Here is a 26,155-nt window from a genome sequence, read left to right as displayed (position 1 = left end):
GTTCTCCTTGTGCCGCGGCCAGCCTCCCTTGTGGCTGGCCGCGGCCGATGTGATCAGGGGGCCCAGTAAAGCGCCAGCGGCGCGGACAGGAAGGCACGAATCGGCAGTTCACTGACCGCTTCGACATCGCTCAGCGCGCGCGACAGCACGGCCTGCTTGTCGGTCCCCGTGAGATGAAGCACGGTACGACGCGTCTGACGCAGACGCTCGAGAGACAGCGTGATACGCGCCTGCGGCACGCTGGGTGCTCGCATCGGCACACAGCAATCCGCACTGGTCAGCGCTTCCTGCAGGCGGTCGCCATCCGGGAACAGCGAGGCCGTATGGCCATCGCCGCCCATGCCGAGAATCAGCGCGGAAGCCGGCCAGGGGAGCGCCGCGATGCGAGCACTCACTTCTGCGCAACCATCTTCCGGCTCTGCCTCGGCGTTGGTCAGCGGATGGAAGGTAGCGGCACTGGCCGCACCGCTCAGCAGGTGCTCGCGCACGAAGCGTGCATTGCTGTCATCGGCGTCTTCGCTCACCCAACGCTCATCGGCGAGGGTGATATCGACCCGCGACCAGTCCAGCGGCTTGTCGCGCAGCGCGGCAAACAGCGGCTTGGGCGTGGAGCCGCCGGATACCACCAGCAGCGCACGCGCTGACGGATCAACGTCGAGATCAGCACGCAAGGCGGCGGCCAGATACTCGGCGAGAGAGTGTGCGGTCTGACCGCGCGGGTCCTGCTCAGTCACGGTGGCGCTCATCTCAATACTCCTCATACCAGCTGCGACCATCGCGCGTGATCATCGCGATCGAGGAGACGGGCCCCCAGGAGCCGGCCGGATAACGGCGTGGCGTGGCGGCGCGAGATTCCCAGCCATCGATGAGGGTATCGACCCAGCGCCAGGCGTGCTCGATCTCGTCACGACGCACGAACAGATACTGCTGGCCCTTGATGACCTCCAGCAGCAGACGTTCGTAAGCTTCCGGAATACGGCGCTTGGGGAAGGCGCTGTTGAAGTCGAGATCCAGCGGGCCCGGGCGCAGACGCATGCCCTTGTCGAGACCGGAGTCCTTGGTCAGCACCTGCAGGGAGATGCCTTCGGACGGCTGAAGACGAATGATCAGCTTGTTGGCCGCCAGCGAGCGCTGGTCCGGATCGAAGATGTAGTGCGGCTGCTGACGGAAGTGGATCACGATCTGAGACAGCTTCTCCGGCATGCGCTTGCCGGTCCGCAGGTAGAACGGCACACCGGCCCAGCGCCAGTTGGAGACTTCGGTCTTGAAGGCGACGAAGGTCTCGGTCTGGGATTCGGTGTTGGCACCCTCTTCATCGAGGTAGCCCGGCACGTGCTGGCCGTCGACGGCACCCGCGATGTACTGGCCACGCACCAGATCCGTGTTGAGACGTTCGCCGGTGATCGGGCGCAACGCCTTGAGCACCTTGACCTTCTCGTCACGAATGGCGTCTGCATCCAGGTTGGACGGCGGGTCCATCGCGATCAGGCACAGCAGCTGCAGCAGGTGGTTCTGCACCATGTCACGCAGCTGACCGGCCTGATCGAAGTAACCCCAGCGCCCTTCAATGCCGACCTTCTCCGCCACGGTGATCTCGACATGGGAAATCTGGTTCTGATTCCACTGGTTGCCGAACATCGGGTTGGCGAAACGCAGCGCGATCAGGTTCTGGACGGTTTCCTTGCCCAGATAGTGATCGATACGGTAGATCTGGGATTCGTGGAAGACGGCACCGATCGCGTCGTTGACCACGCGCGAGCTCTCCAGATCAGAACCGATCGGCTTCTCGACCACGACACGCGAGTGCTCGTCGAGACAGCCCGCCGCCTGCAGATTGCTGCTGATGTCGCCGTAGATACGCGACGGTACGGAAAGATAGATCATCAGCGGGCGCGGCGACGGCTTGCCCTTGTCATCCACACGCCAATCGGCGATCGCGGAATAACCCTCCACGGTGCTGAAGTCCAGCGCCGCGTAGCTGATGCGAGAGAGAAAGCGCTCGATGCATTCCTTCTCGAGGTGTTCCGGCTTGACGCGCTCCTTGAGCGCCGCCTGCACGGTGTCCTTGAAGGATTCGAGGCTGACATCCTGACGCGCCAGACCGATCAGGCGAGTTGCCTTCTCGAGCAGACCGTCACGGTCGAGGTGATAGAGGGCTGGATACAGCTTGCGCTTGGCGAGGTCGCCCAAGGCGCCGAACAGGGCAATATCCACGCCCGGAATGATGTCGGAACTCATGCCGCCGATTTCTCCCGTCGAAACTGCCCTGTATGCCGAAATGACCGACAAGGTGGGCGACTTCGAACCCGCTCCATGAAGGCTGCGCAGGCTGGCGCGGCGAGGAGAGGCTCGAATGACACACGGCACCGGGAAGGCGTTGGCGATACATGGCTGGTTATATTAACAACAAATGTAGCGATAACGCCGCTGTCACTCAAGACAATTCGCCCCACAAATAGGTAAACTTACCTAAAAGTGGTAGTCAGCGGCGCTTTCGCCTTCACCTCGTCCTTCGCGCCCCTGGATCAGCAAGTGACCCAAAGAGATGCTTGGCCTACCAGACGAGTGAGGCTAGGATGCCCAGATTACGTAGTTATTTCACTACACAATGGCAGGGTAACAGTCGAATGGCAGTACACGACCTCATCAATCGCATCCGTGGACGTCTCGACGAGCTCAATCGCTCCGAGCGCAAGGTCGCCGACGTCATTCTGGCGGACCCGGCTGAGGCCACCGGCATGAGCATCGCGGCGCTCGCTCAGGCCTCGCTGGTCAGCGAGCCTACCGTCAACCGTTTCTGTCGCAACTTCGATGCCAAGGGCTTCCCCGACTTCAAGATCAAGCTGGCCCAGAGCCTTGCCGGCGGCACGCCCTACGTGTCGCGCAGTGTCGAACAGAACGATGATGCCGCGGCCTATGGCGACAAGATTCTCGGCGCCACCGTGGCTGCGCTGGACGATGCCCGTCGCGCACTGGATCCCAGACGCATCGAACGCGCCGTCGACTACCTGAGCCAGGCCAAGCAGATCTGCTTCTTCGGCCTTGGCGCCTCAGGCCCGGTGGCGGCGGATGCCCAGCACAAGTTCTTCCGCTTCAACCTGCCGGTCATGGCCTATGAAGACGTGCTCATGCAGCGCATGGTGGCCGCCGCCTGCCATACCGGCGACGTGATCGTGATCATCTCCTACACCGGACGCACCCGCGAACTGGTCGATATCGCCAAGCTCGCACGCAGCAATGGCGCCGCGGTACTGGGCATCACCGCACCGGACTCTCCGCTGGCGCGCGAGTGCACCGAAGTGCTGGAAGTCATGGCGCCGGAAGACACCGATATCTATATGCCGATGACCTCACGCATGATCCACCTGGCCCTGATCGACGTGCTGGCCACCGGCGTGACGCTGCGCCGCGGAGAAGACTTCCAGCAGCATCTCAAGAAGATCAAGGACAGCTTGAAGGACACTCGTTTCCCGCCGGAGTCTTGAGCACTGGCCATCAGGTCATCAGCCCCAACCACAGCAAATGAACTCTTCCTGCGCAGCCATTCAATGCGCTACTGACACCCAAGCATCACTTGAGCGATCCTTCAGACATGGCGCGGGGCTTGCACCCGCGTGATCAAGACACAACAATACGCGCCATACCCCCTGACATGCGGTGCTCGCCGCATGATGTCTCATGTCGTGAATGCTGAGGATGCTTCCCATGCGCTGGCTGGCCACTGCTGCTCTGACCCTGATATCCGCCCTTCCCGTGACGATGAGTCTGGCTCAGGCCGACACCTTCAAGTTCACGGCGATTCCGGATGAAGACGAGTCACGCCTGGTCGAGCGTTTCGACAAGGTCGCTGACTATCTGGAAGAGAAGCTGGGCGTCGATGTCGAGTATGTGCCGGTCAAGTCCTATAGCGCCGCGGTCAGCGCCTTCCGCAATGATCAGATCCAGATGGCCTGGTTCGGCGGCCTGACAGGCGTTCAGGCACGTCAGATGGTGCCGGGCTCCGTCGCCATCGCACAGGGTGTGGAAGATGCCGCCTTCCGCAGCTACTTCATCGCGCGTCGCGACCTCAAGCTGGCCGGCGATGCCGCCGAGCCGCTGGACGCCCTGCCCGACTCCCTCGAAGGCCACTCCTTCACCTTCGGCGCCAAGACCTCCACTTCAGGCCGCCTGATGCCGGAATACTATATGCGCGAGCAGTTCCAGCAGGCGCCGGACGCCCTGTTCAGCCGCGTCGGTTTCTCCGGCGACCACTCACGCACCATCGCACTGGTCGCCGCCGGCACCTATGACGTGGGCGCAGTGAACTTCGCGGTGTGGGAAGCGGCAGTCAAGGACGGCAAGGTCGACCCGAGCAAGGTGCAGGTGCTGTGGCAGACGCCGGCCTACCCGGATTATCAGTGGACCATTCGTGGCGATGCCGACAGCCACTTCGGCGCGGACTTCACCGCCCATGTCACCACGGCCCTGCTGGACATGAAGGACCCGGAGCTGCTCGAGAGTTTCCCGCGCTCCGGTTTCATCCCGGCCAGCAACGATGACTACGCGCCGATCAAGACCGTCGGTGAACAGCTCGGCCTGCTGCGCTGAGCTCATGACCCAGGAAACACCCTCTCCATTGCTGCACCTTTCGCAGGACCACCTCGGCCATGGCGCCGAGGTGGTCCTGCGTGACCTGGATATTCGCCTCCTGCCGGGCGAGCGCATCGCCTTGCTCGGTGCCAGTGGTGCAGGCAAGTCCACGCTGCTGGAAGCCCTGCGCGCCGCGCTGCAACAGCGCGACATAGCCGCCGCCTGGTGCCCTCAACGCCAGGGCCTGGTGCCGCAATTGTCGGTCTACCACAACATCTTCATGGGCCGATTGGACCAGCACTCACGGCTGACCAACCTGCTCAATCTGCTGCGCCCGAAACCGGCTCACTGGCAGGCAGTTGCCGCGCTGTGCGAACCGCTGGGTATCGCCGGCCTGATGGAGCGCTCCGTCGAGGCGCTTTCCGGCGGTCAGCGCCAGCGTGTCGCCATCGCACGTGCGCTCTATCAGGGCCATGATCTGTTTCTCGGTGACGAGCCCGTCGCAAGCGTGGACCCGCATCAGGCCAGCCAGTTGATCCAGCTGATTCACGCCCGTCACGCCACCAGCGTGGTAGCGCTTCACCAGCGAGAGTTGGCACTCACTCACTTCACGCGTGTGATCGGGCTTGGCAAGCAGACTGACGGTCAGGGTCACGTGCTGCTGGATGTCGCGACCGACGGACTGACGCCCACCGACCTGGACTTCCTCTACCCCGCTGCGGCGACCCGCGAGTCATCCGATGTCAGCTGACCCCTCCACCATGACGGCAGAGCTGCGCCATCCTCCTCGCTGGTGGCAGGCACGCAGTGACGGTGCGCGCCTGTTGCGCCTCGGTGGTGGTCTGGTCATCGCCATGCTGGTACTGGTGCCCTTCGCCGATCTCTCCGTTACCTCGCGAGATCCCTGGCAGGAGCTGGGCCGCATGCTGGCGGGTCTGGCGTCGCCGGCTCCCGATGCGCTGGAATCTCCGCTGCACGCTCTGATCCTGACCATCGCTTTTGCGCTGTGGGGCACCCTGCTGGGCGCGCTGATCGGGCTGCCGCTGGCATTGGTCTACTCTCGTTCGCGCCTGCTGCGGGGCATCTGTGCCGGGCTGCGCGCGGTACATGAGCTGTTCTGGGCCCTGCTGTTGCTGCAGGTGTTCGGGCTATCGGCCGCCACGGCGCTGGCGGCGATCACGATTCCCTATGCCGCGACCTTCGCCAAGGTCTATGCCGAGATTCTCGAACAACTGCCACAGGCGCCGCTCAAGGCGCTGCCCTCTGCCAGCTCGCGCGCGATGCGCTTTGTGTATGCAGAACTGCCGTTGGCGTGGCGGCGCATGGCCAGCTACACCCGCTATCGCTTCGAATGCGGACTACGCGCCAGTGTCCTGCTGGGTTTCGTCGGCTTGCCCACGCTGGGTTTCTATCTGGAAAGCGCCTTTCGCGAGGGCCGTTACGCGGAGGCGGGCGCCCTGCTGTGGATCTTCTATCTGCTGATCGCCACGCTCCCCTGGTGGGGGCACCGTCGGGCGTTGCCGGTACTGGCCATCGTCAGTCTGTGGTGGCTGGGGCCATGGCCCGATGTCAGCCCCAGCCTGTTGTGGCGCTTCATCAGCCATGACATCTGGCCGGCGCCGCTGGTCAATGCATCATTTGAGACATTGACCTCGGGTGAGCTCGCGACAGGCCTGCTGCAGTGGGCGAGTCACCTGCCCGATCTGCTGCCCGCCATCGGCAATACCTTGCTGCTCGGCCTGCTGGGCACCGCCGGCAGTCTGCTGATCGCCATGCTGCTATGGCCGCTGGCCAGCCGCCATGTGGGCAACCGTCTCTCGCAACACTCGACCAACGGCCTGCTGATCTTCCTGCGCACCACGCCAGAGCTGATTCTGGCCTTCATCCTGCTGTTGCTGCTGGGTCCCTCGCTGCTGCCCGCCTGGCTGGCGCTGGCGCTGCACAACGGCGCGATCATCGCCTTTCTGTGTGCCCGCCATGCCAACCAGATTCAGCTGCCGCCCAGTCGCCCGCAGGGCAAGTTCGAATGCTGGCTCTATGAGCTCAACCCGCGTGTCGCCCCCGGCATGTTCGCATTGCTGCTCTACCGCGCCGAGACCATCATTCGCGAGACGGCCATTCTCGGCATGTTGGGGGTGATAACGCTGGGCTTCCATATCGACTCGAGCTTCGAATACCTGATGTTTGATCAGGCATTTGCCTTGCTGGTGCTCACCGCCATACTCAATATCGGCGTTGACAGCCTCGCGCGGCGCCTGCGCCCCAGCGGCGAGATCTCTGAAGACAGCTGCGTGCGCTGACTCCTGAGCCGCCTACGCAGGAGTCAGCGCTGACTTCATGACGCACCCGACTCCCCTTTGAGCGAGCCTTACCATGCCACCATCCGTGCCCCCCTCCATGCCACCATCGTCATCCACGGAGTCTGCCAGCACGGCAAGCGCCAAGCGTGAAGCACAGCGCATCACCTTGATCGGCGCGGCGCTGGATGGCGTGCTGGGTGTCGCCAAGCTCATCATCGGCAAGATGGTCGGCTCGCAGGCACTGATCGCCGATGGCATCCATTCCCTGTCAGACCTGGTGACGGATGCCTTCGTGTTGGTGGCGACTCACTTCGGCCGCCAGGCACCGGACCGCTCACATCCCTGGGGGCATGAGCGTATCGAGACGCTCGGCACCCTGGTGCTTGGCAGCCTGCTGCTGGCCGTGGCCGGCGCCATTGGCTGGGAAGGTATCCTGCGTAGCTGGGAGCTGATGTTCGGCGCGCTGACCATTCCGCTCCCCGGCGCGCTGGGCATCGGCATCGCGATCATCTCTCTGCTCGGCAAGGAAGGTATCTTTCGCGCCACGCTGAAGGTCGCGCGCAGGCAGAACTCCAGGCTGCTGGAGGCCAATGCCTGGCACTCGCGCAGCGATGCGCTCTCCACCGTGGCGGTGCTGATCGGTCTGATCGGCACTCAGCTGGGGGCCAGCTGGCTGGATGGCATCGCGGCGGTCGTCGTTGGCGTCATGGTGGGCAAGATCGGCGCTTCATTGGCCTGGGAGGCCTCCCGCGAACTGATCGACACCGCCCTGCCGAGCGAACAGCAACACGCCATGTGTGAGTGCCTGCTGTCACTGCCGGAGGTGCGTGGCGCGCATGGCCTGCGCAGCCGCACGCTGGCCGGCCGTATCGTGCTGGAAGTCCACCTGCTGGTCGCGCCACGCATCAGCGTCTCGGAAGGCCATGCCATCGGCCACCACGCCGTGGCTCGCCTCAAGGCTGAATTCCCTCAGCTCAGTGACGTGATCTATCACATCGACCCCGAAGATGACTCGCATCTCGGTCAGGCCAGCCAGGCGCAGCCCACGCGGCGGGAGCCCCTGCCTTTACGCCACGACATCATCGCCGCACTCGATGAATGCTGGCAGCAGTCACCTCTCTGGCAGGCGCGCAGCGGCCTTACACTGCATTACGTCAACCATGCCACCACGCCTACTGACATCGCCTCGTCAGCCCCGCATGTCGATATACTGCTAGAGCTGCTGGTTGGTACTACGGAAGAGACCTCGGAAACGGCTCTGCAATGCTACCGCGACGCCGACACGCGCAACGCATCAATCGCCGAAATGCAACGCCTCGCAGCGGATCTTGAATGGTTCGGCAGACTATCGATTGGCGTGACATCCCATCTCCACCAGCACTGAAGTGTGGGTTACACTGCAGGCAACGACAGACATCCACCAGACAAGGAGCACGCCATGAGCAACGCATCCGGCGAAATGCACAAGACACGCATCATCAGCGAGCTGAAAGGTTTCATCCGCAAGCTGCTGCAAGACCCGAAGATTCTCGAGCAGTCACTGGTCGTGGCGCGAGCGCGCCTCAAGGAAGGGGCAGAACAAGGAAAGAATGAACAAGCAGTGCTGGCCATCATCGCCAACGAGATTTCTGACACTACCAGCATCCATATCCCGGAAGACCCGGCAGAGCACTCCGATGCGGATAAGCTGTTTTTGGAACTGCTGAAGGATGTGGTGGAGGAAGAAGAAGCACTTTATTGAGGAACATTCCCACAAGCAATAAAAACCGCCCTTGAGGCGGTTTTTATTGCCAGCTATTTCAATAAGATTAATTTGAACCGTTTGCAGGAGGAGTCTGGTTATCAGTTGAAGTATCAGCTCGGCAGTTGGCAGGGCGATACTTGGCATCGACGGTACCACCAGTGCACGTCCACTCTACTGATCCATCATTTGCTGCCCCTTTGAGAATAATTGTCTTTCCATCTTCGACCTTACTATTATAAGTAATAGTGATAGTATCGTTTACCAGTTTAACACCGGTAACAGCATTACCTTTAATTTTATCATCAGTTGGTAATCCTGCTACGGTATTACTTGCGGGCCAATCACCCTCTGAAGAGTAGTATTCTGTAGCTTGAGTTTTGGCTGCTGCTGCTAGGTTTAATCCCTCCGTCACATGAGAGCGCTTTGTATAATCCTGATAGCGCGGAATCGCGATGGCCGCCAGAATACCGATAATCGCCACAACGATCATCAGCTCGATCAATGTAAAACCAGCTTGTTGCTTGCGTGTCATGGTGTGACTCCCTTGCATTTGCGTAGTGAGATCAGGTCGTACGTCCTGAAACCCCGGTTACCTTCCCTGACCAGCAGGATGTTACTCAAAGATGTCAGTGTGGGCGTTTGTTTCCATTATTCCCAACAACATCTTTACCAGCATAACATCTTGATATCACGGGGTGTCGACCGGACGGGACGAGTGATACCACAGCCACAGTTCAGGTGCCATTGCCATGTCGCAAGACGCTTGCTTGGCGACGCTGACGGCTGCTTGGTTGTTACAATAGATTACACTCAGTGACATTGCAAGCAACGAACACAAAAACTTTGTGATCGAGATTCAGACTCTCTTCAACGTTACTCCCGCCCCACCAGCGCTTGGCTACCTCCCTCCGCAAACTCTATCCCCTTCTCATGTCGCGAATGCGCCATTCCTAGCGCTGGACAATCCAGCTACACTCTTCGGTAATATGAGGTTTTTCATACGATGGCTTGCCGCACCAGTGTTCTCGTACAGCAGATCAGCGCCTGCTTCACGCTTGAAGTCGTTAGAGTAGCCCCATCGGCAACTGCAACAGGAAGAGTGTCATGCCCCAGTCAGAACACACGCTAAAAGGATTTGCCGCCCGACTGGTCGACTCTGGGCTGCTCGAACCCCAGGCAGCGCAGCTGGCAGAGCAGGAAGCCAATGAGGCCGGGGAAAGCCTGTTGCTACATATCATCGCGCACGGCCTGGTGACGGCACGTGACGCGACATTGGCGGCCGCCTGGGAATACGGCCTGCCGTATGTGGATCTCGATGCCATTCGCACCGATTCACTGCCCGCCATTGATGAGCTACCCGAGAAGGTGTTGCGCAAGCTGGGCGTATTGCCACTCTATCGCCGTGAGCATCGTTTGACCGTCGGCGTGCCCTCACCCTCAACCCTCACGCATCTCGATGAGCTGCAATTTGCCACCGGCCTGTCGATCGAGAGTGTGCTGGTCGCCGCCGACCAGCTGGCGCCGGCATTGGAGCAGTACCTGGAAGCCGGCGAAGAAAGCGCCATGGATATACTTGGTGAAGATGGCGAAGCGCTCGATGGGCTGGATTTCGAGGGTGAGGAAGACAATAGCCAGGATATGGCGATCACGGCCAGCAGTGATGATGCGCCCGTGGTGCGCTTCGTTCACAAGGTACTGCTGGATGCCATCAAGCGTGGTGCATCGGATATCCACTTCGAGCCCTACGAATCCACCTACCGCATTCGTTTTCGTATCGATGGCATGCTGATCGAGAACACTCGCCCCCCCTTCAACATGCGCAATCGTATCTCGGCACGCTTAAAGGTCATGTCGCGCATGGATATTTCCGAGCGCCGTTTGCCACAGGATGGCGCGATCAAGCTGCGACTGTCCAAGTCCCGCTCCATCGATTTCCGCGTCAATACACTGCCGACCGTGTATGGCGAGAAGATCGTGCTGCGTATTCTTGATCCCAGTTCGGCCAAGATGGGCATTGAAGCGCTGGGCTTCGAGCCCGAGCAGCGCGCCATGTTCGAGAAGACGCTGGCTCAGCCCCAGGGCATGATTCTGGTCACTGGGCCTACTGGTAGCGGCAAGACAGTGACGCTCTACACCGGCTTGAATATCCTCAATACCCCGGAGCGCAATATCTCGACGGCGGAAGACCCGGTCGAGCTCAAGGTGGAAGGTGTCAACCAGGTCAACGTGCTGCCCAAGATCGGCCTGGATTTCGCCTCGGCCCTGCGCGCCTTCCTGCGCCAGGACCCTGATGTGGTAATGGTGGGGGAGATTCGTGACAAGGAAACCGCCGAGATTGGTGTCAAGGCTGCCCAGACCGGTCACCTGGTACTTTCTACCTTGCACACCAACTCAGCGCCCGAGACACTGACACGTCTGAGCAACATGGGAATTGCCCCCTTCAACATCGCGAGTTCCGTCTCGTTGATCATCGCTCAGCGCCTTGCTCGCCGCCTGTGCACCCACTGCCGCCAGCCCGCGGAGATTCCGCCCGAGGCGATGGCCTCGATGGGCTTCAATGAAGACAATGGCTTCAGCACAGCGGAACTCGAGGCCGCGACCATCTTCCGCCCCGTCGGCTGCAGTCAGTGCACCCTGGGTTACAAGGGGCGAGTCGGCATCTATGAAGTCATGCCGATCTCGGATGAGATGAGCCGCTTGATCATGCGTGAGGGCACCGCCATCGAACTGGCAGACCAGGCCCGCAAGGAAGGGCTTTCAGACCTGAGGCGTAGCGGCTTGCGCAAGGTGATGTCAGGCATGACCTCACTGGAAGAAGTCAATCGCATCACCAAGGATTGATCGTGATGCCCCAGGTTGCTCGCATCCCACGAGCAAGCGGCTCGATAGCGTTGAGGATGCCGATGTGAACTATTTTCATCGACGCTGACTTTTGTGTGCTCATCAGGCACATTGACGTCAAGCAGACAAGGCATTGATCATGGCTCACCCACAATGCCTGATCCCATTTATCAGGGAACGATAACTGACATGGCAACCTCCAGAACTGCCAAGCAAGACAAGAAGAAAGCGGGCATCGAGACCTGGCAATGGTCGGGCAAGAATTCGCGCGGCGAAAACGTCAAGGGCGAGCTGATGTCGGCCAGCGTCGACCAGGTCAAGAACACGCTGACCAGCCAGGGCATTGTGGTAAAGCGCCTGCGCAAGAAGTCCTCCCTGTTTGGCGGCAGCAAGAAGGTCAGTGGCAAGGATGTCACCATGTTCGCCCGTCAGATGGCGACCATGATTCGCGCTGGCGTACCGGTACTTCAGGCATTTGGCATCGTGGCTGAGAGCATGAAGAGTCCGGGCATGCGTCATCTGGTCGAAGACATGATGAATCAGGTGGGAGCAGGTGCCAGCTTCTCGGAAGCCTTGCGCAAACATCCCCAGCACTTTGACAAGCTGTTTGCCAATCTGGTTGAAGCCGGCGAACAAGCTGGTGCCCTGGACAAGATGCTCGACCGTGTCGCGACCTATAAAGAAAAGATTGATTCACTCAAGGCGCGCGTCAAGAAAGCTCTGTATTACCCTATCGCCGTGATCGGCGTCGGGATCGGGGTAACAGCCATCCTCTTGATCAAGGTAGTCCCACAGTTTGAGAGTCTTTTCCAGGGCTTCGGCGCAGAGCTGCCAGCCTTTACCCAGCTGACGATCAGCTTGTCGGAGTACGCGCAGAATTATTGGTATATTGCGCTAGGCGCGATCATCCTGGCCGTCGTACTTATTGCGCAAGCGATCAAGCGCTCTGACAAGTTTGCCTACGCCAGTCACCGCTTCATGCTCAAGGTACCGGTACTCGGCGATATCCTGGATAAATCGTCTGTCGCTCGTTATTCACGCACATTGGCCACGACCTTTCAGGCCGGTGTTCCGTTGGTGGAATCGCTAGATACTGCCGCCGGCGCCTCAGGCAACAAGGTCTACGAGCGTGCCATTGCCCAGATCAAGGAAGATGTCTCCACCGGCCAGCAGCTGAACTTCGCCATGCGCAATACGCAGTTGTTTCCGACACTGGCAGTACAGATGGTAGCGATTGGCGAGGAATCCGGCTCACTGGATGCCATGCTCAACAAGGTGGCGGATTTCTACGAAGAAGATGTCGACAACAAGGTAGATGCCCTGACCTCACTGCTGGAGCCCTTGATCATCGTGGTGCTAGGCACCCTGGTGGGCGGGCTTGTGGTCTCGATGTATCTTCCCATCTTCGAGCTGGGCAACGCGATCTAGCACGCGGCCTGTATCTCGAAAGAAGCTTTCATGCCAAGCGGCCGCGCCACCTCAGGGACGCGGCCGTGTCATTTACTGACAAGGATGACTCGTGGAATCACTCGCCCAACTCTCCCCCACTCTGCAGGCCTGCCTGGCCGGTATATTCGGTTTGCTGATCGGCAGCTTTCTGAATGTCGTCATCACTCGCCTGCCCGTGATGATGATGCGCCAATGGCGCGCCGAGGCCCGCGAGGCATTGGAGCTGGAAGCCGAAGACACACCGCGCTTCAACCTGCTGGTGCCAGCTTCACGCTGCCCAGGCTGTGACACGCCAATCAAGTGGCACGATAACCTCCCCATCCTCGGCTGGCTGAAACGCCGTGGCCGCTGTGCCAGCTGCCAGACACGCATCAGTCCGCAGTATCCGCTGGTGGAGCTGGCCGGTGGCGCACTTGGTGCGTCCATCGCGTTGATCTACGGCCTGGAGGCACAGAGCCTGTGGATCTTCGGTGCCTGTCTGACCCTGCTGGTGCTGTCAGTCATCGACTTCCGCACCCAGCTGCTGCCAGATGCCATCACTCTGCCGCTACTGTGGGCAGGCCTCGCCTATCAATTGCTGTTCCAGCCTCTGATGCTGCCCAGTGCCGTCATCGGCGCGATGGCGGGCTATCTGGTGCTGTGGAGCTTCTACTGGCTATTCAAGCTGATCACCGGCAAGGAAGGCATGGGCTACGGTGATTTCAAGCTGCTCGCCGCGCTGGGTGCCTGGCTCGGCTGGCAGTGGTTGCCGCTGCTGCTGATTCTGTCCGCCGGTCTTGGGGCCGTGCTGGGCATCCTGCTGCAACTGCTGGTACCGCGTCTGCGCGGCGCGCCGATGCCCTTCGGCCCTTACCTGGCGGTTGCCGGCTGGATCGCTCTGCTGTTCGGCACGCCCTTGATGAGCCTCTACCTGAGCGTGATCGGCGTATGACGACGACTTCTGTATCCCAAGGCCCCATCATCGGTGTTACCGGCGGCATCGGCAGCGGCAAGTCGAGCGTCGCGCGACTGTTCGGCGAGCTGGGCATCCAGTGGGTGGATGCCGACGATGTCTCACGCGAGATCGTGCGCCCCGGCGAGACCGCACTGGCCGAGATCATCGCCCACTTCGGCGAGTCGATCGTCACGGCGCAGGGCGAGCTTGACCGCGCCGCGCTGCGCGAGCGGATCTTCGCGGCCCCCGAGGAGCGTCAATGGCTGGAGCGCTGCACCCATCCGCGTATCCGGGAGCGGATCGTCGAGCATCTCGCGGCCATGACCAGCCCCTATCGCCTGCTGGTCTCTCCGCTGTTGTTCGAGTCCGGTCAGGACAGCCTCGTCTCACGTACCCTGGTGGTGGATGTCAGCCAGGATGTGCAGCTTGAGCGCACGCTGAGCCGCGATGGTGTCAGCGAAGCACAGGTACGCGCCATCCTCGCGGCCCAGCTGCCACGCGAGACACGACTGGCCAAGGCCGACGATGTCATCGACAATGACGGAAGCTTGGCGCATCTTCGTGAACAGGTAAGGGCCATGGATGCCTGCTATCGATCACTGAGCGCCCCCCATACACCGTTTCAGGACACCCCTCATGTCTGATGCCACCGCTGCCCCCAATGGCAAGACACCCTTGACCGTCGCTTGCCCGCAATGCCGTACCGACGTGGTATGGAGTGCCGCCAGCGAGTTTCGCCCTTTCTGCAGCAAACGCTGCCAACTGCTGGATCTTGGCGCCTGGGCGGATGAATCCCACAGCATCCCCGGTGAGCCCGCCATGGATGAGACCAGCATCGACGAGATGGTGGCGCGCATGGAGCGCGACATGCATCAGCAGTAGCGCTCGGTTCAGACTGGTGCAGAGCTAGACACTCAAGACGCTGGGCATAAAAAAGACCCTCGAGGCTAGCCTCGAGGGTCTTTTTTGTTCAGGCAACTGCCATCAGCGCGCGATCATCATTTCCAGAAATCACGGATCGAGGCGATACCCTGGGCACCGACGGCGCGTGCGTGGTCGCTGTCATGGCGGGACATGCCGCCCAGCGCATAGACCGGCATGCACGCCTGCTCGACCAGTCCCTGGAAGTCGTGCCAGCCCAGCGGCGGACGTTCCGGGTGCGATGGCGTCACACGCAGCGGTGACAGTGACACGAAGTCGCACGCCACACGACCGGCCTGATCCAGCTGCTGCTGATCGTGGGTGGAGGCAGACAGCCACTTGTTGGCGGCAATCGGACGCTCGCCCTTTTCCGCCAGCTCCGCCAGACGCACGCTGGTCAGGTGAATACCATCCGCATCGACCTTGTCGAGCATGGAGGGTTCGGCATTGAGCAGCAGACGGGCACCACGCGCATGACAGATCGCCAGCGCCTTCTCGGCACGCGCGATATAGGCCGCCTCATCCAGCTCCTTGGCGCGCAGCTGGACCAGACGCACGCCATCCTCATCCAATGCACGCGTCAGACGCGTCTCGAAGACGTCCTCATCGGCCTCTTCAGGCGTGATCAGGTACTCGCGCGGCAGCGAGACCGCCCGCAGAATCGGCAGATTCGCCGCCGGGAAGGCGTACTTGTAGAGATCCTCGATCTCGACCCAGCGCACTGCCTGCCCTTCACGACCAAAGGGTTCGCCAGTGAACTGACGCGTTTCCCACACATCCAGCAGGATGTGCTTGTCCGGGTATTCGTGATGAATACGGATCAGCGGCTGAGCACGAATGATCTCGATGCCCAGCTCTTCGCACAGCTCACGCTTGAGCGCTTCCAGACCGGTTTCGTAAGGCGCCAGCTTGCCACCCGGAAACTCCCACAAGCCGCCCTGATCCACCGTCGAGGGACGACGTGCAATCAGGACCTGGCCCTGTTCGTTTAAGATGGCGGCAGCCGCCACGTGAACCCTTCGCTTGGGCATGATGCCTGTACCTTTGACTCGCGTTGTACATCCGACTCCGCCTCGAGAGGCGAAGCCTGCGGGAGATATTGCATTACCGCTTCAGCGTAGGCCTTCGCCCTCGGGCGTCAGCTACGATAATCAGCGTTGATCGAGACGTAATCGTGGGACAGATCCGATGTCCAGATGCGCGCTTCCTGCTGTCCACGCCCCAGGCGGATGCCGATCACCAGCTCTTCCTCGGCCATGGCGGCACTGCCGGCGGCTTCGGTGTAGCTGTCGGCACGGCCGCCCTGTTCGACGATGGTGACGCCATTGAGCGTGATCGTAACACCCGTGACATCCAGCGCTTCCAGCGGCGCACGTCCGACGGCCGCCAGAATGCGCCCCCAGTTGGCGTCGCTGGCATAGAGGGCTGTCTTGACCAGCGGCGAGTGCGCGACGGTAAAGCCGACGGCACGTGCCTCTTCCTGTGAACGTGCCTCGCTGACCTCGATGGTGACGAACTTGGTCGCCCCCTCGCCATCACGAATGATGGCCTGAGCCAGCTCGAGCATGACTTCCGCCAGAGCGGCCTCGAACGCGATCAGGTCTTCACCCTCGACACGCCCGGCCTGCCCCGTGACAGCCAGCATGCAGGCGTCATTGGTGGAGGTATCGGAATCGACGGTGATGCTGTTGAAGCTCTTGACCACCACCCGGCGCAGCATGGCGTCGAGCGCCACCTGATCGATGGCGAGATCAGCATCGGTGGCCACGAAGCCCAGCATGGTCGCCATGTTCGGGCAGATCATGCCGGAACCCTTGGAGACACCTGCCAGCGTCACGCTCTCGCCATTGCTCAGCGTCAGTGTCCGCCAGCTGCCCTTGGGCCGCGTATCGGTGGTCATGATGCCATGCGCCGCGGCAGACCAGTCGCCCTCGCCCAGGTTGGCAAAGGCTGTCGGCAACGCCGCCGTCAGGCGGTCCATCGGCAAGGGTTCACCGATCACGCCTGTCGAGAACGGCAGCACTGCCCGAGCATCACAGCCGGCGATCTCCGCCAGGGCCTGGCAGGTCGCGCGAGCATCGGTCATGCCCTGCTCGCCAGTCCCCGCATTGGCATTGCCGGTGTTGATCACCAGATAACGCGGCCCTTCGACGCCTGCCGTGAGGTGCTCACGTGCGACATGAACCGGCGCCGCGCAGAAGGCGTTGCGGGTGAAAGTGCCTGCAAGACGCGACCCTGCCTCGAGGGCCATGATCACCAGATCACGACGACCCGGCTTCTTGATACCGGCTTCAGCAACCCCGATCTGAAAGCCGGCAATCGCCGGCATGTCAGCGGGAAAAGTGGAAGGCCCTACCGCCATCGTTCACGTCTCCAATCATGGTGTTCTGTGACAACTGCCCCCTGCGAGCCGAATCGACGTGACGCGCAGGGAGGCTGCTTGGCGCAGTGTCAGCTCAGCTTGCCGTGGCACTGCTTGTATTTCTTGCCGGAACCGCACGGGCACGGGTCGTTGCGACCGACCTTGGGCACATCGCGGCGCATCGGCTCGCCATCGCCCTGGGCCTGAGGCTGCGCACCGTACTGTGCCTCGACGACCTCTTCGGCCGCCTGGACACCGTCTTCACTGACCGCGTCTTCATCGACACGGCGCGTCTCGGCACCGGCCTGCTCGCGCTCGAGATTGGCACGACGCTCTTCTTCCAGCGTGTCGACCTCTTCCTGACGACGCACCTGCACGTGGCTGAGAATGCGCACCACGTCGGACTTGATGTTGACCAGCAGCGCCTGGAACTGCTCGAACGCTTCGCGCTTGTATTCCTGCTTCGGGTTCTTCTGGGCATAGCCGCGCAGGTGGATACCGCGACGCAGGTTGTCCATCGCCTGCAGGTGCTCCTTCCAGCGCGTGTCCAGCACCTGAAGCATGACCTGCTTCTCGAAGCGGCGCATCAGCTCGGGGCCGACGGCCTCGACCTTGTCGGCATAAAGCGCTTCATGGGCGGCCTGCAGACGTTCGCGCAGCGTTTCCTCATGGAAGTGCTCGTCCTCTTCCGCCCACTGCACCAGCGGCAGGTCGAGGTTGAAGTCGGTCTTGAGGTCGTTCTCGAGGCTCGGCAGGTCCCACTGTTCCGGCAGGCTCTGCGGCGGCACACGCAGGGAGATGGCGTCATCCAACACCTCGCGACGGATGCCGGCGATGTTCTCGGCGATCTCGTCGGCTTCGAGGATGTCGTTGCGCTGCTCGTAGATCACGCTGCGCTGGTCGTTGGCGACATCATCGTACTCAAGCAGCTGCTTGCGCACGTCGAAGTTGCGACCCTCGACCTTCTTCTGCGCGCGCTCGACGGCATTGGAGACCATCTTGTGCTCGATGGCTTCGCCCTTCTCGAGCCCCAGCGCGCCCATCAGACGCTGCACGCGGTCAGAGCCGAACAGGCGCATCAGGCTGTCTTCCAGCGACAGGAAGAAGCGCGTGGAACCCGGGTCACCCTGGCGACCGGCACGACCGCGCAGCTGGTTGTCGATACGGCGTGATTCGTGACGCTCGGAGCCGATCACGTGCAGACCGCCTGCCGCCAGCACGGCTTCGTGACGCTCCTGCCAGCCATGCTTGATCTCGTTGATCTGCTCTTCGGTCGGCGCTTCCAGCTCGGCAAGCTCGGCTTCCCAGTTGCCGCCCAGCATGATGTCGGTACCACGACCGGCCATGTTGGTCGCGATGGTCACGGCGCCCGGACGACCCGCCTGGGCGATGATGGCGGCCTCGCTGACGTGCTGCTTGGCATTGAGGACGTGATGCTTGACGCCCGCCTTGTGCATCATCTGCGACAGCAGCTCGGAGGTCTCGACCGAGGCGGTACCCACCAGCACCGGACGACCTTCCGCGACCTTCTCGCGGGCATCCTCGATGATGGCGTTGAACTTCTCTTCCGCGGTCAGATAGACCAGATCATTCATGTCCTTGCGCGCAATGGGCTTGTTGGTCGGGATGACCATCACGTCGAGGTTGTAGATCTGACGGAATTCGAAGGCTTCGGTATCGGCCGTACCGGTCATGCCGGACAGCTTGTCGTAGAGACGGAAGTAATTCTGGAAGGTCGTGGATGCCAGCGTCTGGCTTTCCTTCTGGATGGCAACGCCTTCCTTGGCCTCGACCGCCTGGTGCAGACCTTCAGACCAGCGACGACCGACCATGGTACGCCCGGTGTGCTCATCGACGATGACCACTTCGCCGTTGTTGACGATGTAATCCACGTCACGCACGAACAGGTTCTGGGCACGCAGCGCAGAGTGCACGTGGTGCAGCAGGCTCAGGTTCTGGGCCGCATACAAGGAATCCTCTTCCCCGAGCAGCTCCTGGGCACGCAACAGCGCCTCGACCTTCTGGTGGCCGAACTCGGTCAGCTCGACCTGCTTCTGCTTCTCATCGAGGGTGAAGTCGCCGCTTTCCGGGTCTTCCTCATCGCTGCACTGCTCGAGCTCGCGCGCCATGCGATCGATGATCTTGTAGAGGTCGGTATTCTCTTCCACCGGACCGGAGATGATCAGCGGCGTGCGCGCCTCATCGATCAGGATGGAGTCGACCTCATCGATGATGGCGAAGTGCAGCTTGCGCTGGACCTTGTCTTCCAGCGAGAAGGCCATGTTGTCGCGCAGGTAATCGAATCCGTATTCGTTATTGGTACCGTAGGTGATATCGGCCTGATAGGCGGCGCGCTTGTCTTCATTGGGCTGGCCTGAGTAGATGACACCGACACTCAGACCGAGGAATTCATACAACGGACGCATCCAGTTGGCATCACGGGTGGCCAGATAATCGTTGACCGTCACCACGTGGACACCTTCGCCGGTCAGTGCATTCAGATAGACCGCGAGCGTTCCCACCAGCGTCTTGCCCTCACCGGTTTTCATCTCGGCGATGCGACCTTCGTGCAGCGCCATGCCACCGACCATCTGGGTATCGAAGTGACGCATGCCCATGATGCGCTTGCTGGCCTCACGCACTGTCGCGAAGGCTTCCGGGAGCAGCTTGTCGAGTTTTTCCCCTTGCGCGAGACGCTCGCGGAATTCCGCGGTCTTGGCTGTCAGCGCCTCATCGGAGAGCGGCTCAAACTCGCTCTCGAGCGCATTGATCGCGTTGACCCGCTTGCGCAGGCGCTTCACTTCGCGATCATTCTTGGAACCTACTACCTTGGTCAGGAATTTACCCAGCATATTCTGTCCTTGTACGTCACCCGGGGTCGGGGCACGCCTTCACATATCATGACACTCAAGCGCTGCCGCCAAACGCGATGACAAGCAGCTCGATGTGGCCCGGGGCCCATCAGGCATTACGCTCGAAAGAAAAAACGAACCTCATCATTCTCAGCGCGAACGATGAACGGGGTGTCAGGACAGAATGGGCGGCGCACGCGGCGCGATGGTATTGACGAGACCACGCAGCAGGACGCGGGTGCAGGAAACGAAGGAGCGCTGGCGCGGGAGGTTGGGACTGGCCTGGGGTGCACGACGCACCCGCTTGCGCAGGCAGCGCAGTCCCTGGCGGCGACTCTCGGCACGAATCACCGCGGGTGCCAGCAACTGGATGCTGGCCAGTGTCAGATTGACGCGCTCGACCTGCGCCGCGCTCAGTCCAGCGGGGAACAGACAGCTGAGCAGCAGGCCTGCCAGCAGCCAGCGCGGCGCCGTGCGTACCGACCAGCGACGCGAAGCGCCGCTACCGGAATCCGGTAACGCGCGAGGGCGTGCTGTGGCATCGACAGGGCTCATGCTGTTGCCGGACTCCCGCTCATGATAGATTGCCGGAAATCACTGAACCGGCATGCAAGCCCATGAGTATAAAGGCTAAGCGTTTCCGCGCCCAGCCCGCGGCGCGCCTGTTGAACGGCAAGGGGCAACTTGGCGGCGTCATGCGCCAGGCGCGCATGCTCGAGCAGGCCCAACTGCACCTGCGTGCTGCACTGCCCAGGGACATGCAGGAACAGGTCTTCGTCGGCGGCTATCACGATGACACCTTGACGTTGATCACCAGCCGCGCTTCCTGGCTGACCTGGCTGCGCTATGAGCAGCGTCGCCTGATCAGTGTGCTGCGCGAGCTGCCAGAACTCGCCACCCTCGCCCGCCTGGCCTTCAAGGTCCGCCCGATCCGCCCGGCCTTCGTGCCCGCACGCCAACCGCGCCACCTGCCAGAGGCTGCCGCGGAACACCTGATGGATTGCGCCTCCCATACCCGGGACGAGCGCCTGCGTCTCGCCCTGGAGCGACTGGCGGCCCACGCAACGGATTCGAGCGACGACGCCGAGACGCCCTGAGCCAACTCAAGCATTTCTTGTCCTGCATGCAAACAGCCGCGCCGCCCTTCTGGGCGGCGCGGCTGTTGTCGTTTCCATCTCCGGCTGGCTAAAGCCGGAGCAGTGCTGTCAGGCTGGACGGGCTAGGTCACAGTGTTCTGCTGGTACTGTCTCTCTGAGTGCTTTTCTTCTGAAGTACCTCGTCTTGCAGCTTTCGCAGATGTCATTGGCCTCGACTCAGACGGCAAGCGCCGGAGAGGCATAGGAAATCGGCATCGCATCGGAGTTCTCGAAGGTGACGATCTCGTAGCTGTCGGCATTTTCCAGCAGCGCGCGGCACAGCAGGTTGTTGAGGCCATGGCCGGACTTGTAGCCACGGAATTCACCGATGATGCTGTGGCCCAGCTGATAGAGGTCACCGATGGCGTCCAGCACCTTGTGCTTGACGAACTCATCGTCGTAACGCAGGCCTTCATCGTTGAGGATGCGATAGTCATCGACGACGATGGCGTTGTCGAGGCTTCCGCCCAGCGCGAGGTTCTGGGAGCGCAGGAACTCGAGGTCACGCATGAAGCCGAAGGTACGCGCGCGAGACACTTCCTTGACGAAGGAGGTGGTGGAGAAGTCGACCGTGGTGGTCTGCTTCTGCTGTTCGAACACCGGGTGATCGAAGTCGATGGCGAAAGACACCTTGAAGCCGTTGTGCGGCAGGAAGGTCGCGACCTTGTCACCATCACGCACTTCGATCTCGCGCTTGATGCGGATGAACTTCTTGAGCGACGACTGCTCCTGGATACCAGCGGACTGGATCAGGAAGACGAACGGGCCGGCGCTGCCGTCCATGATCGGCACTTCCGGCGCAGACAGCTCGACGAAGCAGTTGTCGATGCCCAGGCCTGCGAAGGCGGACATCAGGTGCTCGACGGTCGTCACCTTGGCTTCACCGTTGGAGACGGCGGTGCACATGGTGGTGTCACGGACGCTCATCGCATCGGCACGGATATGAGCCTGCGGCTCGAGATCGGTACGGATGAAGACGATGCCGGTGTTGACCGGAGCGGGACGCAGCGTCAGGTAAACCTTGTCACCTGAGTGCAGACCAACGCCTGTGGCGCGGATCGTATTCTGGAGTGTTTTTTGTCGAATCATAGGGAGATAGCCAGTCAGCCTGAATTTGGAAACAGTGTTCATGATAACAGCAATGCAGGAATTCAACAAATTGTCACCTGCCGCTGCTAGGGAAATTCAACATTGCCTTTCGAGCACCATTGAGGCTTTCCCACGCGCCTGCTGGCCTCGTGCTGAGTATGAACACGCAATCACCAAACAGTTCTCACTCGTACTGCCGTAAAACGATAATCAATGTGCAAGGCAGCTTGAAGCCCCCCCTTCCTTACGCGCCCACGGCACTGGCGGATGCTCCCGCGACGCATAGGCAGCGCCCCGCGCCGATGGCGAAAGCCCCTTTTGTCTGCCCCGGAAACGACTTCACCCACCCGGGAAGCCCCGGATGGGTGAAGTCAGACTCACGATGAGCCGTGTCATCTCGACCTCGTGCCGACTGGCGCATGAGCGTCAATGACGTGTCAGTCAGTGCGCATCAGTCAGCCTGGCGACGCAGGAAGGCCGGGATATCGAGATAATCATCCATATCACGCGACTTGCGCGGCTCCGACTTCTTGGCTGCCGCTTCCTGCTCTTCCTTGGCCTGACGGGTGACCGTCGGCGTCTGCAGGCTGCGGTAGTCTGCCGGCTTCTCGACGGTACGCTTGGCCGGTGCCGTTTCACGCGCCGCCGGCTTCTCGACGCGGCCGTCGAGACCCGCAGCCACGACAGTAACACGCAGCTCGTCGGTCATGTCCATGTCGATGGACGTCCCGACCACGATGGTGGCGTCCGGAGAAGCGAACTCCTGCACGGTGGCACCCACATCGTTGAATTCACCGATGGAGAGGTCCGGGCCTGCCGTGATGTTGACCAGGATACCGCGCGCGCCGTGCAGATCGATGTCTTCGAGCAGCGGGCTGCGAATGGCCTTCTCGGCGGCTTCACGAGCACGGTTCTCGCCGATGGCGTCACCGGTCCCCATCATCGCCATGCCCATCTCGGACATGACAGTGCGCACGTCGGCGAAATCGACGTTGATGATACCCGGGCTGGTGATCAGTTCCGCGATCCCCTGTACGGCACCCAGCAACACATCGTTGGCGGCGCTGAAGGCGCTCAGCAGGCTGGCGCTCTTGCCCAGCACTGACAGCAGCTTCTCGTTGGGGATGGTGATCAGGGAGTCGACGTGCTCGGAGAGCTCCTTCATGCCCTGCTCTGCCGCCTTCTGACGACGCGGCCCTTCGAACGGGAACGGACGCGTGACGACGGCCACGGTCAGGATACCCAATTCCTTGGCGACCTGTGCCACGACAGGAGCACCGCCGGTACCGGTACCTCCCCCCATACCAGCGGTGATGAAGACCATGTCGGCGCCTTGCAGCAGCTCGACGATACGCTCACGATCTTCCATCGCCGCCTGGCGGCCCACTTCCGGGTTGGCGCCAGCGCCAAGCCCCTTGGTGATTTCACTGCCCAGCTGAAGGACAGTCTTGGCGGCCACGCGCTTGAGCGCCTGAGCATCGGTGTTGGCGCAGATGAACTCGACGCCTTCAATGTTGCTCTCGACCATGTGATTGACGGCGTTACCACCGCCGCCGCCAACACCGATCACCTTGATGACCGCGCTGCTGGAGGGTGCGTTATCTACCAGTTCGAACATATGCCCTGTCTCCTGGATCACAGTCTTTCTGTAATCCCTGTCAGAAATTTCCCTTGAACCAGCCCTTGATCCGCTCCAGCGTGGAGGTGTCGTGCTCATGGCCGTGAACGCGTCGTGCGGCAGATTCCTCCCTGCGCACCGCGACCGCAGTCGAGGATGGCGTATGCCGCTCCTGTTTCATCCCATAATGTAGCAAACCCACACCCGTGGAATAAATCGGATTGCGGACCACATCCGCCAGTCCACGCACATTTTGCGGGCAAGCGATGCGAACCGGCATATGGAAGATCTCCTCCGCCAGCTCAACGACACCTTCCATGCGTGAAGTTCCACCCGTCAGGACCACGCCCGCAGCCACGAGATCTTCATAGCCACTGCGACGCAATTCATCGCGGACCAGGGTGAACAGTTCCTCATACCTGGGCTCGACCACTTCTGCCAACGCTTGACGGGACAGGTCACGTGCCGGTCGGTCACCGACACTCGGCACCTTGATCGTCTCGTCGCTGGAGGCCAGCTGGGTCAGAGCACAGGCGTACTTGACCTTGATTTCCTCTGCATATTGCGTCGGTGTGCGCAGCGCCATGGCGATGTCATTCGTGACCTGATCACCCGCGATGGGGATCACAGCCGTATGACGAATGGCACCTTCGGTGAAGACGGCGATATCCGTGGTACCACCGCCGATATCCACCATGCACACACCCAATTCACGCTCATCCTCGGTCAGAACCGCATGACTCGAGGCGAGCTGCTCGAGAATGATGTCGTCGACTTCGAGCCCGCAGCGACGCACGCACTTCTCGATATTCTGCACGGCATTCAGTGCGGCAGTGACCAGGTGAACGCGCGCCTCAAGACGCACCCCGGACATGCCCAACGGCTCGCGAATACCTTCCTGACGGTCAATGGCATATTCCTGCGGCAGCACGTGAAGAATGCGCTGACCTTCAGAAATCGCTCGAGCGCGCGCCGAGTCGATCACGCGTTCGATATCAGACGGCGTCACTTCGCGATCCTTGATTGCCACGACACCATCGGAATTCATCGAACTGATGTGACTGCCGGCGATGCCCACATATACCGAGTGAATATCGCAGCCGGCCATCAACTCAGCCTCCTCCACTGCGCGCTGAATCGACTGTACGGTCGATTCGATGTTGATCACCACGCCCTTCTTCATGCCACGTGAAGGGTGGGAACCAATTCCCGCGATTTCGATACCGCCATCATCGGTCGGCTGACCCACGATCGCGACTACCTTGGAGGTTCCGATGTCCAGCCCGACCACCATATCCTGTGATTTGGAATGTCCTGCCATAGGTCGGGCCAGCTCCTTGATTCTGGTTCATCATGAAAATAATTGCGCGCTTTGACAGACACCATGTCTGCCGCACCACCCAGAACGGGTTTACGTTCCGTTTAACCCGTACAGAGGGATTTGACTTCCCAGTATAGGAGCAGCCACTTGGGGCATACCAGCCTAAAATACCGAGGGGCGCAAATCCCCGCTAGAATAGGCGGGATTGACGACAAATGAAACTGGCGATATCGCCATTTTGCTAATGCTCACACGCAAATGAAGCATGTAGTGAGTGTCGCCATTTGCCTCAACTATCCTTGCCTTCTTCGAGTGCCATCGTCTCCCCATGCCACGCCACTGCCACTCCGTTGGGGTAACGCAGATCAATGTAGCGGATCTGCGACGCCTCATCACCCAGACGCCGCTGCCAGGCTGCCATGAAACGCGCCAGACGTGCCTCTCGATCGTTGCGACCCAGCATCACCCACACTGAATCATTGACCTGGAAGCGCCAGGCGCCACGTGGCTCCAATCGCAACTGGGAGACATTGAGTCCCAGCCCGCCCAACTGGCTCTGCAGCGCGTCAAGCTCGGCCAGCACTTCGGATCCACTGCCCTTTGGCCCCGCCAGATTGGGCAGGTTGCCCAGCTGCGTGACCGGGCCCGCCTGGAAGGCATCACCGCGCACATTGAGCAATTCGCCATCATTCCAGTAGGCCACCGGCTGCTGTTCAAACAGCTCGAATTCGAGTGTATCCGGCCAGCGACGCGATATGCTGACTTCACTCAGCCAATCGATCGCCAACGCGCGACGCCGAACCTCGCCCAAGGGGACGGAGAGCCAGCTCTGGCCGCGAATCAACGGCGCGATATGACGCTGAAGGTAGGCAGCACTGACATGATCGAAGTCACCCTTGATGGTGACTCGCTCAATGGGGCGGTCAAGCCAGGTCCACAATGCCTGTCCGCCCGCAACCAGCAGCGCAAGGCCGAGAACGAAGCCGAAGATTGCACCGGTTGTGCTACGCGCCGCCATC

23 protein-coding genes are annotated in these 26,155 nt (G+C 61.1%); 12 read left to right on the top strand and 11 right to left on the bottom strand.

From position 1 onward, the window contains the following. Positions 1 to 53 precede the first annotated feature (53 nt). Entirely contained in the window at positions 54 to 746 is a 693-nt protein-coding gene (gene pgl, locus NH396_RS06480) for a 6-phosphogluconolactonase (RefSeq protein WP_175088301.1), read from the bottom strand. A 1-nt stretch (position 747) separates the two neighbouring features. Then, positions 748 to 2,238 carry a glucose-6-phosphate dehydrogenase gene (gene zwf, locus NH396_RS06475; RefSeq protein ID WP_253062303.1) on the bottom strand — a complete coding sequence of 497 codons (1,491 nt, stop codon included), beginning with the start codon at positions 2,236 to 2,238 and terminating at the stop codon, positions 748 to 750. Between the two features lie 389 nt (positions 2,239 to 2,627). Between zwf and NH396_RS06470 the strand changes: the two genes are divergently transcribed. From NH396_RS06470 to NH396_RS06445, 6 genes are all read left to right on the top strand, one after another. Then, the gene (locus NH396_RS06470; protein ID WP_253062301.1) at positions 2,628 to 3,485 is read left to right on the top strand and encodes a MurR/RpiR family transcriptional regulator; all 858 of its coding nucleotides are present in this window, start codon (positions 2,628 to 2,630) and stop codon (positions 3,483 to 3,485) included. A gap of 220 nt (positions 3,486 to 3,705) precedes the next feature. Further along, positions 3,706 to 4,587, top strand: coding sequence for a putative selenate ABC transporter substrate-binding protein (locus NH396_RS06465; RefSeq protein ID WP_253062299.1), 882 nt, complete (start codon positions 3,706 to 3,708; stop codon positions 4,585 to 4,587). A 4-nt stretch (positions 4,588 to 4,591) separates the two neighbouring features. Then, positions 4,592 to 5,320 carry an ATP-binding cassette domain-containing protein gene (locus NH396_RS06460; protein ID WP_253062297.1) on the top strand — a complete coding sequence of 243 codons (729 nt, stop codon included), beginning with the start codon at positions 4,592 to 4,594 and terminating at the stop codon, positions 5,318 to 5,320. Next, positions 5,310 to 6,869, top strand: a complete 1,560-nt coding sequence (locus tag NH396_RS06455) for an ABC transporter permease (protein ID WP_253062295.1) — start codon at positions 5,310 to 5,312, stop codon at positions 6,867 to 6,869. Before NH396_RS06460 ends, NH396_RS06455 begins: the two co-directional genes overlap by 11 nt. A 73-nt stretch (positions 6,870 to 6,942) precedes the next feature. Beyond that, positions 6,943 to 8,253 (top strand): cation diffusion facilitator family transporter, encoded by a 1,311-nt coding sequence (locus NH396_RS06450; RefSeq protein WP_253062293.1) that lies wholly within the window; start codon positions 6,943 to 6,945, stop codon positions 8,251 to 8,253. Positions 8,254 to 8,307: 54 nt separating this feature from the next. Then, positions 8,308 to 8,610, top strand: a complete 303-nt coding sequence (locus NH396_RS06445) for a hypothetical protein (protein ID WP_043332474.1) — start codon at positions 8,308 to 8,310, stop codon at positions 8,608 to 8,610. 67 nt (positions 8,611 to 8,677) lie between these two features. Here the strand turns inward: NH396_RS06445 and NH396_RS06440 are convergent, their stop codons facing one another. Further along, complete coding sequence (locus tag NH396_RS06440) at positions 8,678 to 9,145, bottom strand: pilin (RefSeq protein ID WP_290441709.1); 468 nt, start codon at positions 9,143 to 9,145, stop codon at positions 8,678 to 8,680. Positions 9,146 to 9,717: 572 nt separating this feature from the next. Between NH396_RS06440 and pilB the strand changes: the two genes are divergently transcribed. The 5 genes from pilB to yacG all read left to right on the top strand — a co-directional run bounded on the left by pilB (position 9,718) and on the right by yacG (position 14,719). After that, complete coding sequence (gene pilB / locus NH396_RS06430) at positions 9,718 to 11,454, top strand: type IV-A pilus assembly ATPase PilB (RefSeq protein ID WP_253062291.1); 1,737 nt, start codon at positions 9,718 to 9,720, stop codon at positions 11,452 to 11,454. Positions 11,455 to 11,643: 189 nt separating this feature from the next. Continuing rightward, positions 11,644 to 12,882, top strand: a complete 1,239-nt coding sequence (locus NH396_RS06425; RefSeq protein WP_253062742.1) for a type II secretion system F family protein — start codon at positions 11,644 to 11,646, stop codon at positions 12,880 to 12,882. A 91-nt stretch (positions 12,883 to 12,973) separates the two neighbouring features. Further along, positions 12,974 to 13,834 carry an A24 family peptidase gene (locus NH396_RS06420; RefSeq protein WP_253062289.1) on the top strand — a complete coding sequence of 287 codons (861 nt, stop codon included), beginning with the start codon at positions 12,974 to 12,976 and terminating at the stop codon, positions 13,832 to 13,834. Beyond that, positions 13,831 to 14,481 (top strand): dephospho-CoA kinase, encoded by a 651-nt coding sequence (gene coaE / locus NH396_RS06415; RefSeq protein WP_253062287.1) that lies wholly within the window; start codon positions 13,831 to 13,833, stop codon positions 14,479 to 14,481. The genes NH396_RS06420 and coaE overlap by 4 nt, the downstream gene beginning before the upstream one ends. Beyond that, positions 14,474 to 14,719, top strand: a complete 246-nt coding sequence (gene yacG / locus NH396_RS06410) for a DNA gyrase inhibitor YacG (RefSeq protein WP_253062285.1) — start codon at positions 14,474 to 14,476, stop codon at positions 14,717 to 14,719. The genes coaE and yacG overlap by 8 nt, the downstream gene beginning before the upstream one ends. A 116-nt stretch (positions 14,720 to 14,835) precedes the next feature. Here the strand turns inward: yacG and NH396_RS06405 are convergent, their stop codons facing one another. The 4 genes from NH396_RS06405 to NH396_RS06390 all read right to left on the bottom strand — a co-directional run bounded on the left by NH396_RS06405 (position 14,836) and on the right by NH396_RS06390 (position 20,527). Then, positions 14,836 to 15,789 (bottom strand): Nudix family hydrolase, encoded by a 954-nt coding sequence (locus NH396_RS06405; protein WP_175088312.1) that lies wholly within the window; start codon positions 15,787 to 15,789, stop codon positions 14,836 to 14,838. Positions 15,790 to 15,896: 107 nt separating this feature from the next. After that, positions 15,897 to 17,120: a bifunctional glutamate N-acetyltransferase/amino-acid acetyltransferase ArgJ gene (argJ, locus tag NH396_RS06400; RefSeq protein ID WP_253062283.1), complete on the bottom strand. Its 1,224-nt coding sequence runs from the start codon at positions 17,118 to 17,120 to the stop codon at positions 15,897 to 15,899. 89 nt (positions 17,121 to 17,209) lie between these two features. Further along, positions 17,210 to 19,972, bottom strand: a complete 2,763-nt coding sequence (gene secA / locus NH396_RS06395; RefSeq protein ID WP_253062281.1) for a preprotein translocase subunit SecA — start codon at positions 19,970 to 19,972, stop codon at positions 17,210 to 17,212. 174 nt (positions 19,973 to 20,146) lie between these two features. Beyond that, positions 20,147 to 20,527, bottom strand: a complete 381-nt coding sequence (locus NH396_RS06390) for a hypothetical protein (protein WP_253062279.1) — start codon at positions 20,525 to 20,527, stop codon at positions 20,147 to 20,149. A gap of 62 nt (positions 20,528 to 20,589) precedes the next feature. Between NH396_RS06390 and NH396_RS06385 the strand changes: the two genes are divergently transcribed. After that, positions 20,590 to 21,069, top strand: coding sequence for a DciA family protein (locus tag NH396_RS06385; protein ID WP_253062277.1), 480 nt, complete (start codon positions 20,590 to 20,592; stop codon positions 21,067 to 21,069). Between the two features lie 216 nt (positions 21,070 to 21,285). Here NH396_RS06385 and lpxC read toward each other — a convergent pair whose 3' ends face one another. The 4 genes from lpxC to NH396_RS06365 form a co-directional block, all read right to left on the bottom strand. Then, positions 21,286 to 22,197 (bottom strand): UDP-3-O-acyl-N-acetylglucosamine deacetylase, encoded by a 912-nt coding sequence (lpxC, locus tag NH396_RS06380; RefSeq protein ID WP_253062275.1) that lies wholly within the window; start codon positions 22,195 to 22,197, stop codon positions 21,286 to 21,288. Between the two features lie 451 nt (positions 22,198 to 22,648). After that, positions 22,649 to 23,815, bottom strand: coding sequence for a cell division protein FtsZ (ftsZ, locus tag NH396_RS06375; RefSeq protein WP_043332494.1), 1,167 nt, complete (start codon positions 23,813 to 23,815; stop codon positions 22,649 to 22,651). A 40-nt stretch (positions 23,816 to 23,855) separates the two neighbouring features. Then, positions 23,856 to 25,136: a cell division protein FtsA gene (ftsA, locus tag NH396_RS06370; protein WP_077371694.1), complete on the bottom strand. Its 1,281-nt coding sequence runs from the start codon at positions 25,134 to 25,136 to the stop codon at positions 23,856 to 23,858. 289 nt (positions 25,137 to 25,425) lie between these two features. Beyond that, positions 25,426 to 26,154, bottom strand: coding sequence for a cell division protein FtsQ/DivIB (locus NH396_RS06365; protein WP_176676309.1), 729 nt, complete (start codon positions 26,152 to 26,154; stop codon positions 25,426 to 25,428). Position 26,155: the final 1 nt, after the last annotated feature.

Source organism: Cobetia sp. Dlab-2-AX, from assembly GCF_024124625.1.
Lineage (GTDB): Bacteria > Pseudomonadota > Gammaproteobacteria > Pseudomonadales > Halomonadaceae > Cobetia.
Note: the sequence above shows the minus strand (reverse complement) of the source record. Positions and strands in the feature narration are given on the sequence as shown.

Excerpts from the sequence above, each read along its gene's own strand:
- pgl (WP_175088301.1), bottom strand. The coding sequence starts at position 746 with ATGAGCGCCACCGTGACTGAGCAGGACCCGCGCGGTCAGACCGCACAC.
- zwf (WP_253062303.1), bottom strand. The coding sequence starts at position 2,238 with ATGAGTTCCGACATCATTCCGGGCGTGGATATTGCCCTGTTCGGCGCC.
- NH396_RS06470 (WP_253062301.1), top strand. The coding sequence starts at position 2,628 with ATGGCAGTACACGACCTCATCAATCGCATCCGTGGACGTCTCGACGAG.
- NH396_RS06465 (WP_253062299.1), top strand. The coding sequence starts at position 3,706 with ATGCGCTGGCTGGCCACTGCTGCTCTGACCCTGATATCCGCCCTTCCC.
- NH396_RS06460 (WP_253062297.1), top strand. The coding sequence starts at position 4,592 with ATGACCCAGGAAACACCCTCTCCATTGCTGCACCTTTCGCAGGACCAC.
- NH396_RS06455 (WP_253062295.1), top strand. The coding sequence starts at position 5,310 with ATGTCAGCTGACCCCTCCACCATGACGGCAGAGCTGCGCCATCCTCCT.
- NH396_RS06450 (WP_253062293.1), top strand. The coding sequence starts at position 6,943 with ATGCCACCATCCGTGCCCCCCTCCATGCCACCATCGTCATCCACGGAG.
- NH396_RS06445 (WP_043332474.1), top strand. The coding sequence starts at position 8,308 with ATGAGCAACGCATCCGGCGAAATGCACAAGACACGCATCATCAGCGAG.
- NH396_RS06440 (WP_290441709.1), bottom strand. The coding sequence starts at position 9,145 with ATGACACGCAAGCAACAAGCTGGTTTTACATTGATCGAGCTGATGATC.
- pilB (WP_253062291.1), top strand. The coding sequence starts at position 9,718 with ATGCCCCAGTCAGAACACACGCTAAAAGGATTTGCCGCCCGACTGGTC.
- NH396_RS06425 (WP_253062742.1), top strand. The coding sequence starts at position 11,644 with ATGGCAACCTCCAGAACTGCCAAGCAAGACAAGAAGAAAGCGGGCATC.
- coaE (WP_253062287.1), top strand. The coding sequence starts at position 13,831 with ATGACGACGACTTCTGTATCCCAAGGCCCCATCATCGGTGTTACCGGC.
- yacG (WP_253062285.1), top strand. The coding sequence starts at position 14,474 with ATGTCTGATGCCACCGCTGCCCCCAATGGCAAGACACCCTTGACCGTC.
- NH396_RS06405 (WP_175088312.1), bottom strand. The coding sequence starts at position 15,789 with ATGCCCAAGCGAAGGGTTCACGTGGCGGCTGCCGCCATCTTAAACGAA.
- argJ (WP_253062283.1), bottom strand. The coding sequence starts at position 17,120 with ATGGCGGTAGGGCCTTCCACTTTTCCCGCTGACATGCCGGCGATTGCC.
- secA (WP_253062281.1), bottom strand. The coding sequence starts at position 19,972 with ATGCTGGGTAAATTCCTGACCAAGGTAGTAGGTTCCAAGAATGATCGC.
- NH396_RS06390 (WP_253062279.1), bottom strand. The coding sequence starts at position 20,527 with ATGAGCCCTGTCGATGCCACAGCACGCCCTCGCGCGTTACCGGATTCC.
- NH396_RS06385 (WP_253062277.1), top strand. The coding sequence starts at position 20,590 with ATGAGTATAAAGGCTAAGCGTTTCCGCGCCCAGCCCGCGGCGCGCCTG.
- lpxC (WP_253062275.1), bottom strand. The coding sequence starts at position 22,197 with ATGATTCGACAAAAAACACTCCAGAATACGATCCGCGCCACAGGCGTT.
- ftsZ (WP_043332494.1), bottom strand. The coding sequence starts at position 23,815 with ATGTTCGAACTGGTAGATAACGCACCCTCCAGCAGCGCGGTCATCAAG.
- ftsA (WP_077371694.1), bottom strand. The coding sequence starts at position 25,136 with ATGGCAGGACATTCCAAATCACAGGATATGGTGGTCGGGCTGGACATC.
- NH396_RS06365 (WP_176676309.1), bottom strand. The coding sequence starts at position 26,154 with ATGGCGGCGCGTAGCACAACCGGTGCAATCTTCGGCTTCGTTCTCGGC.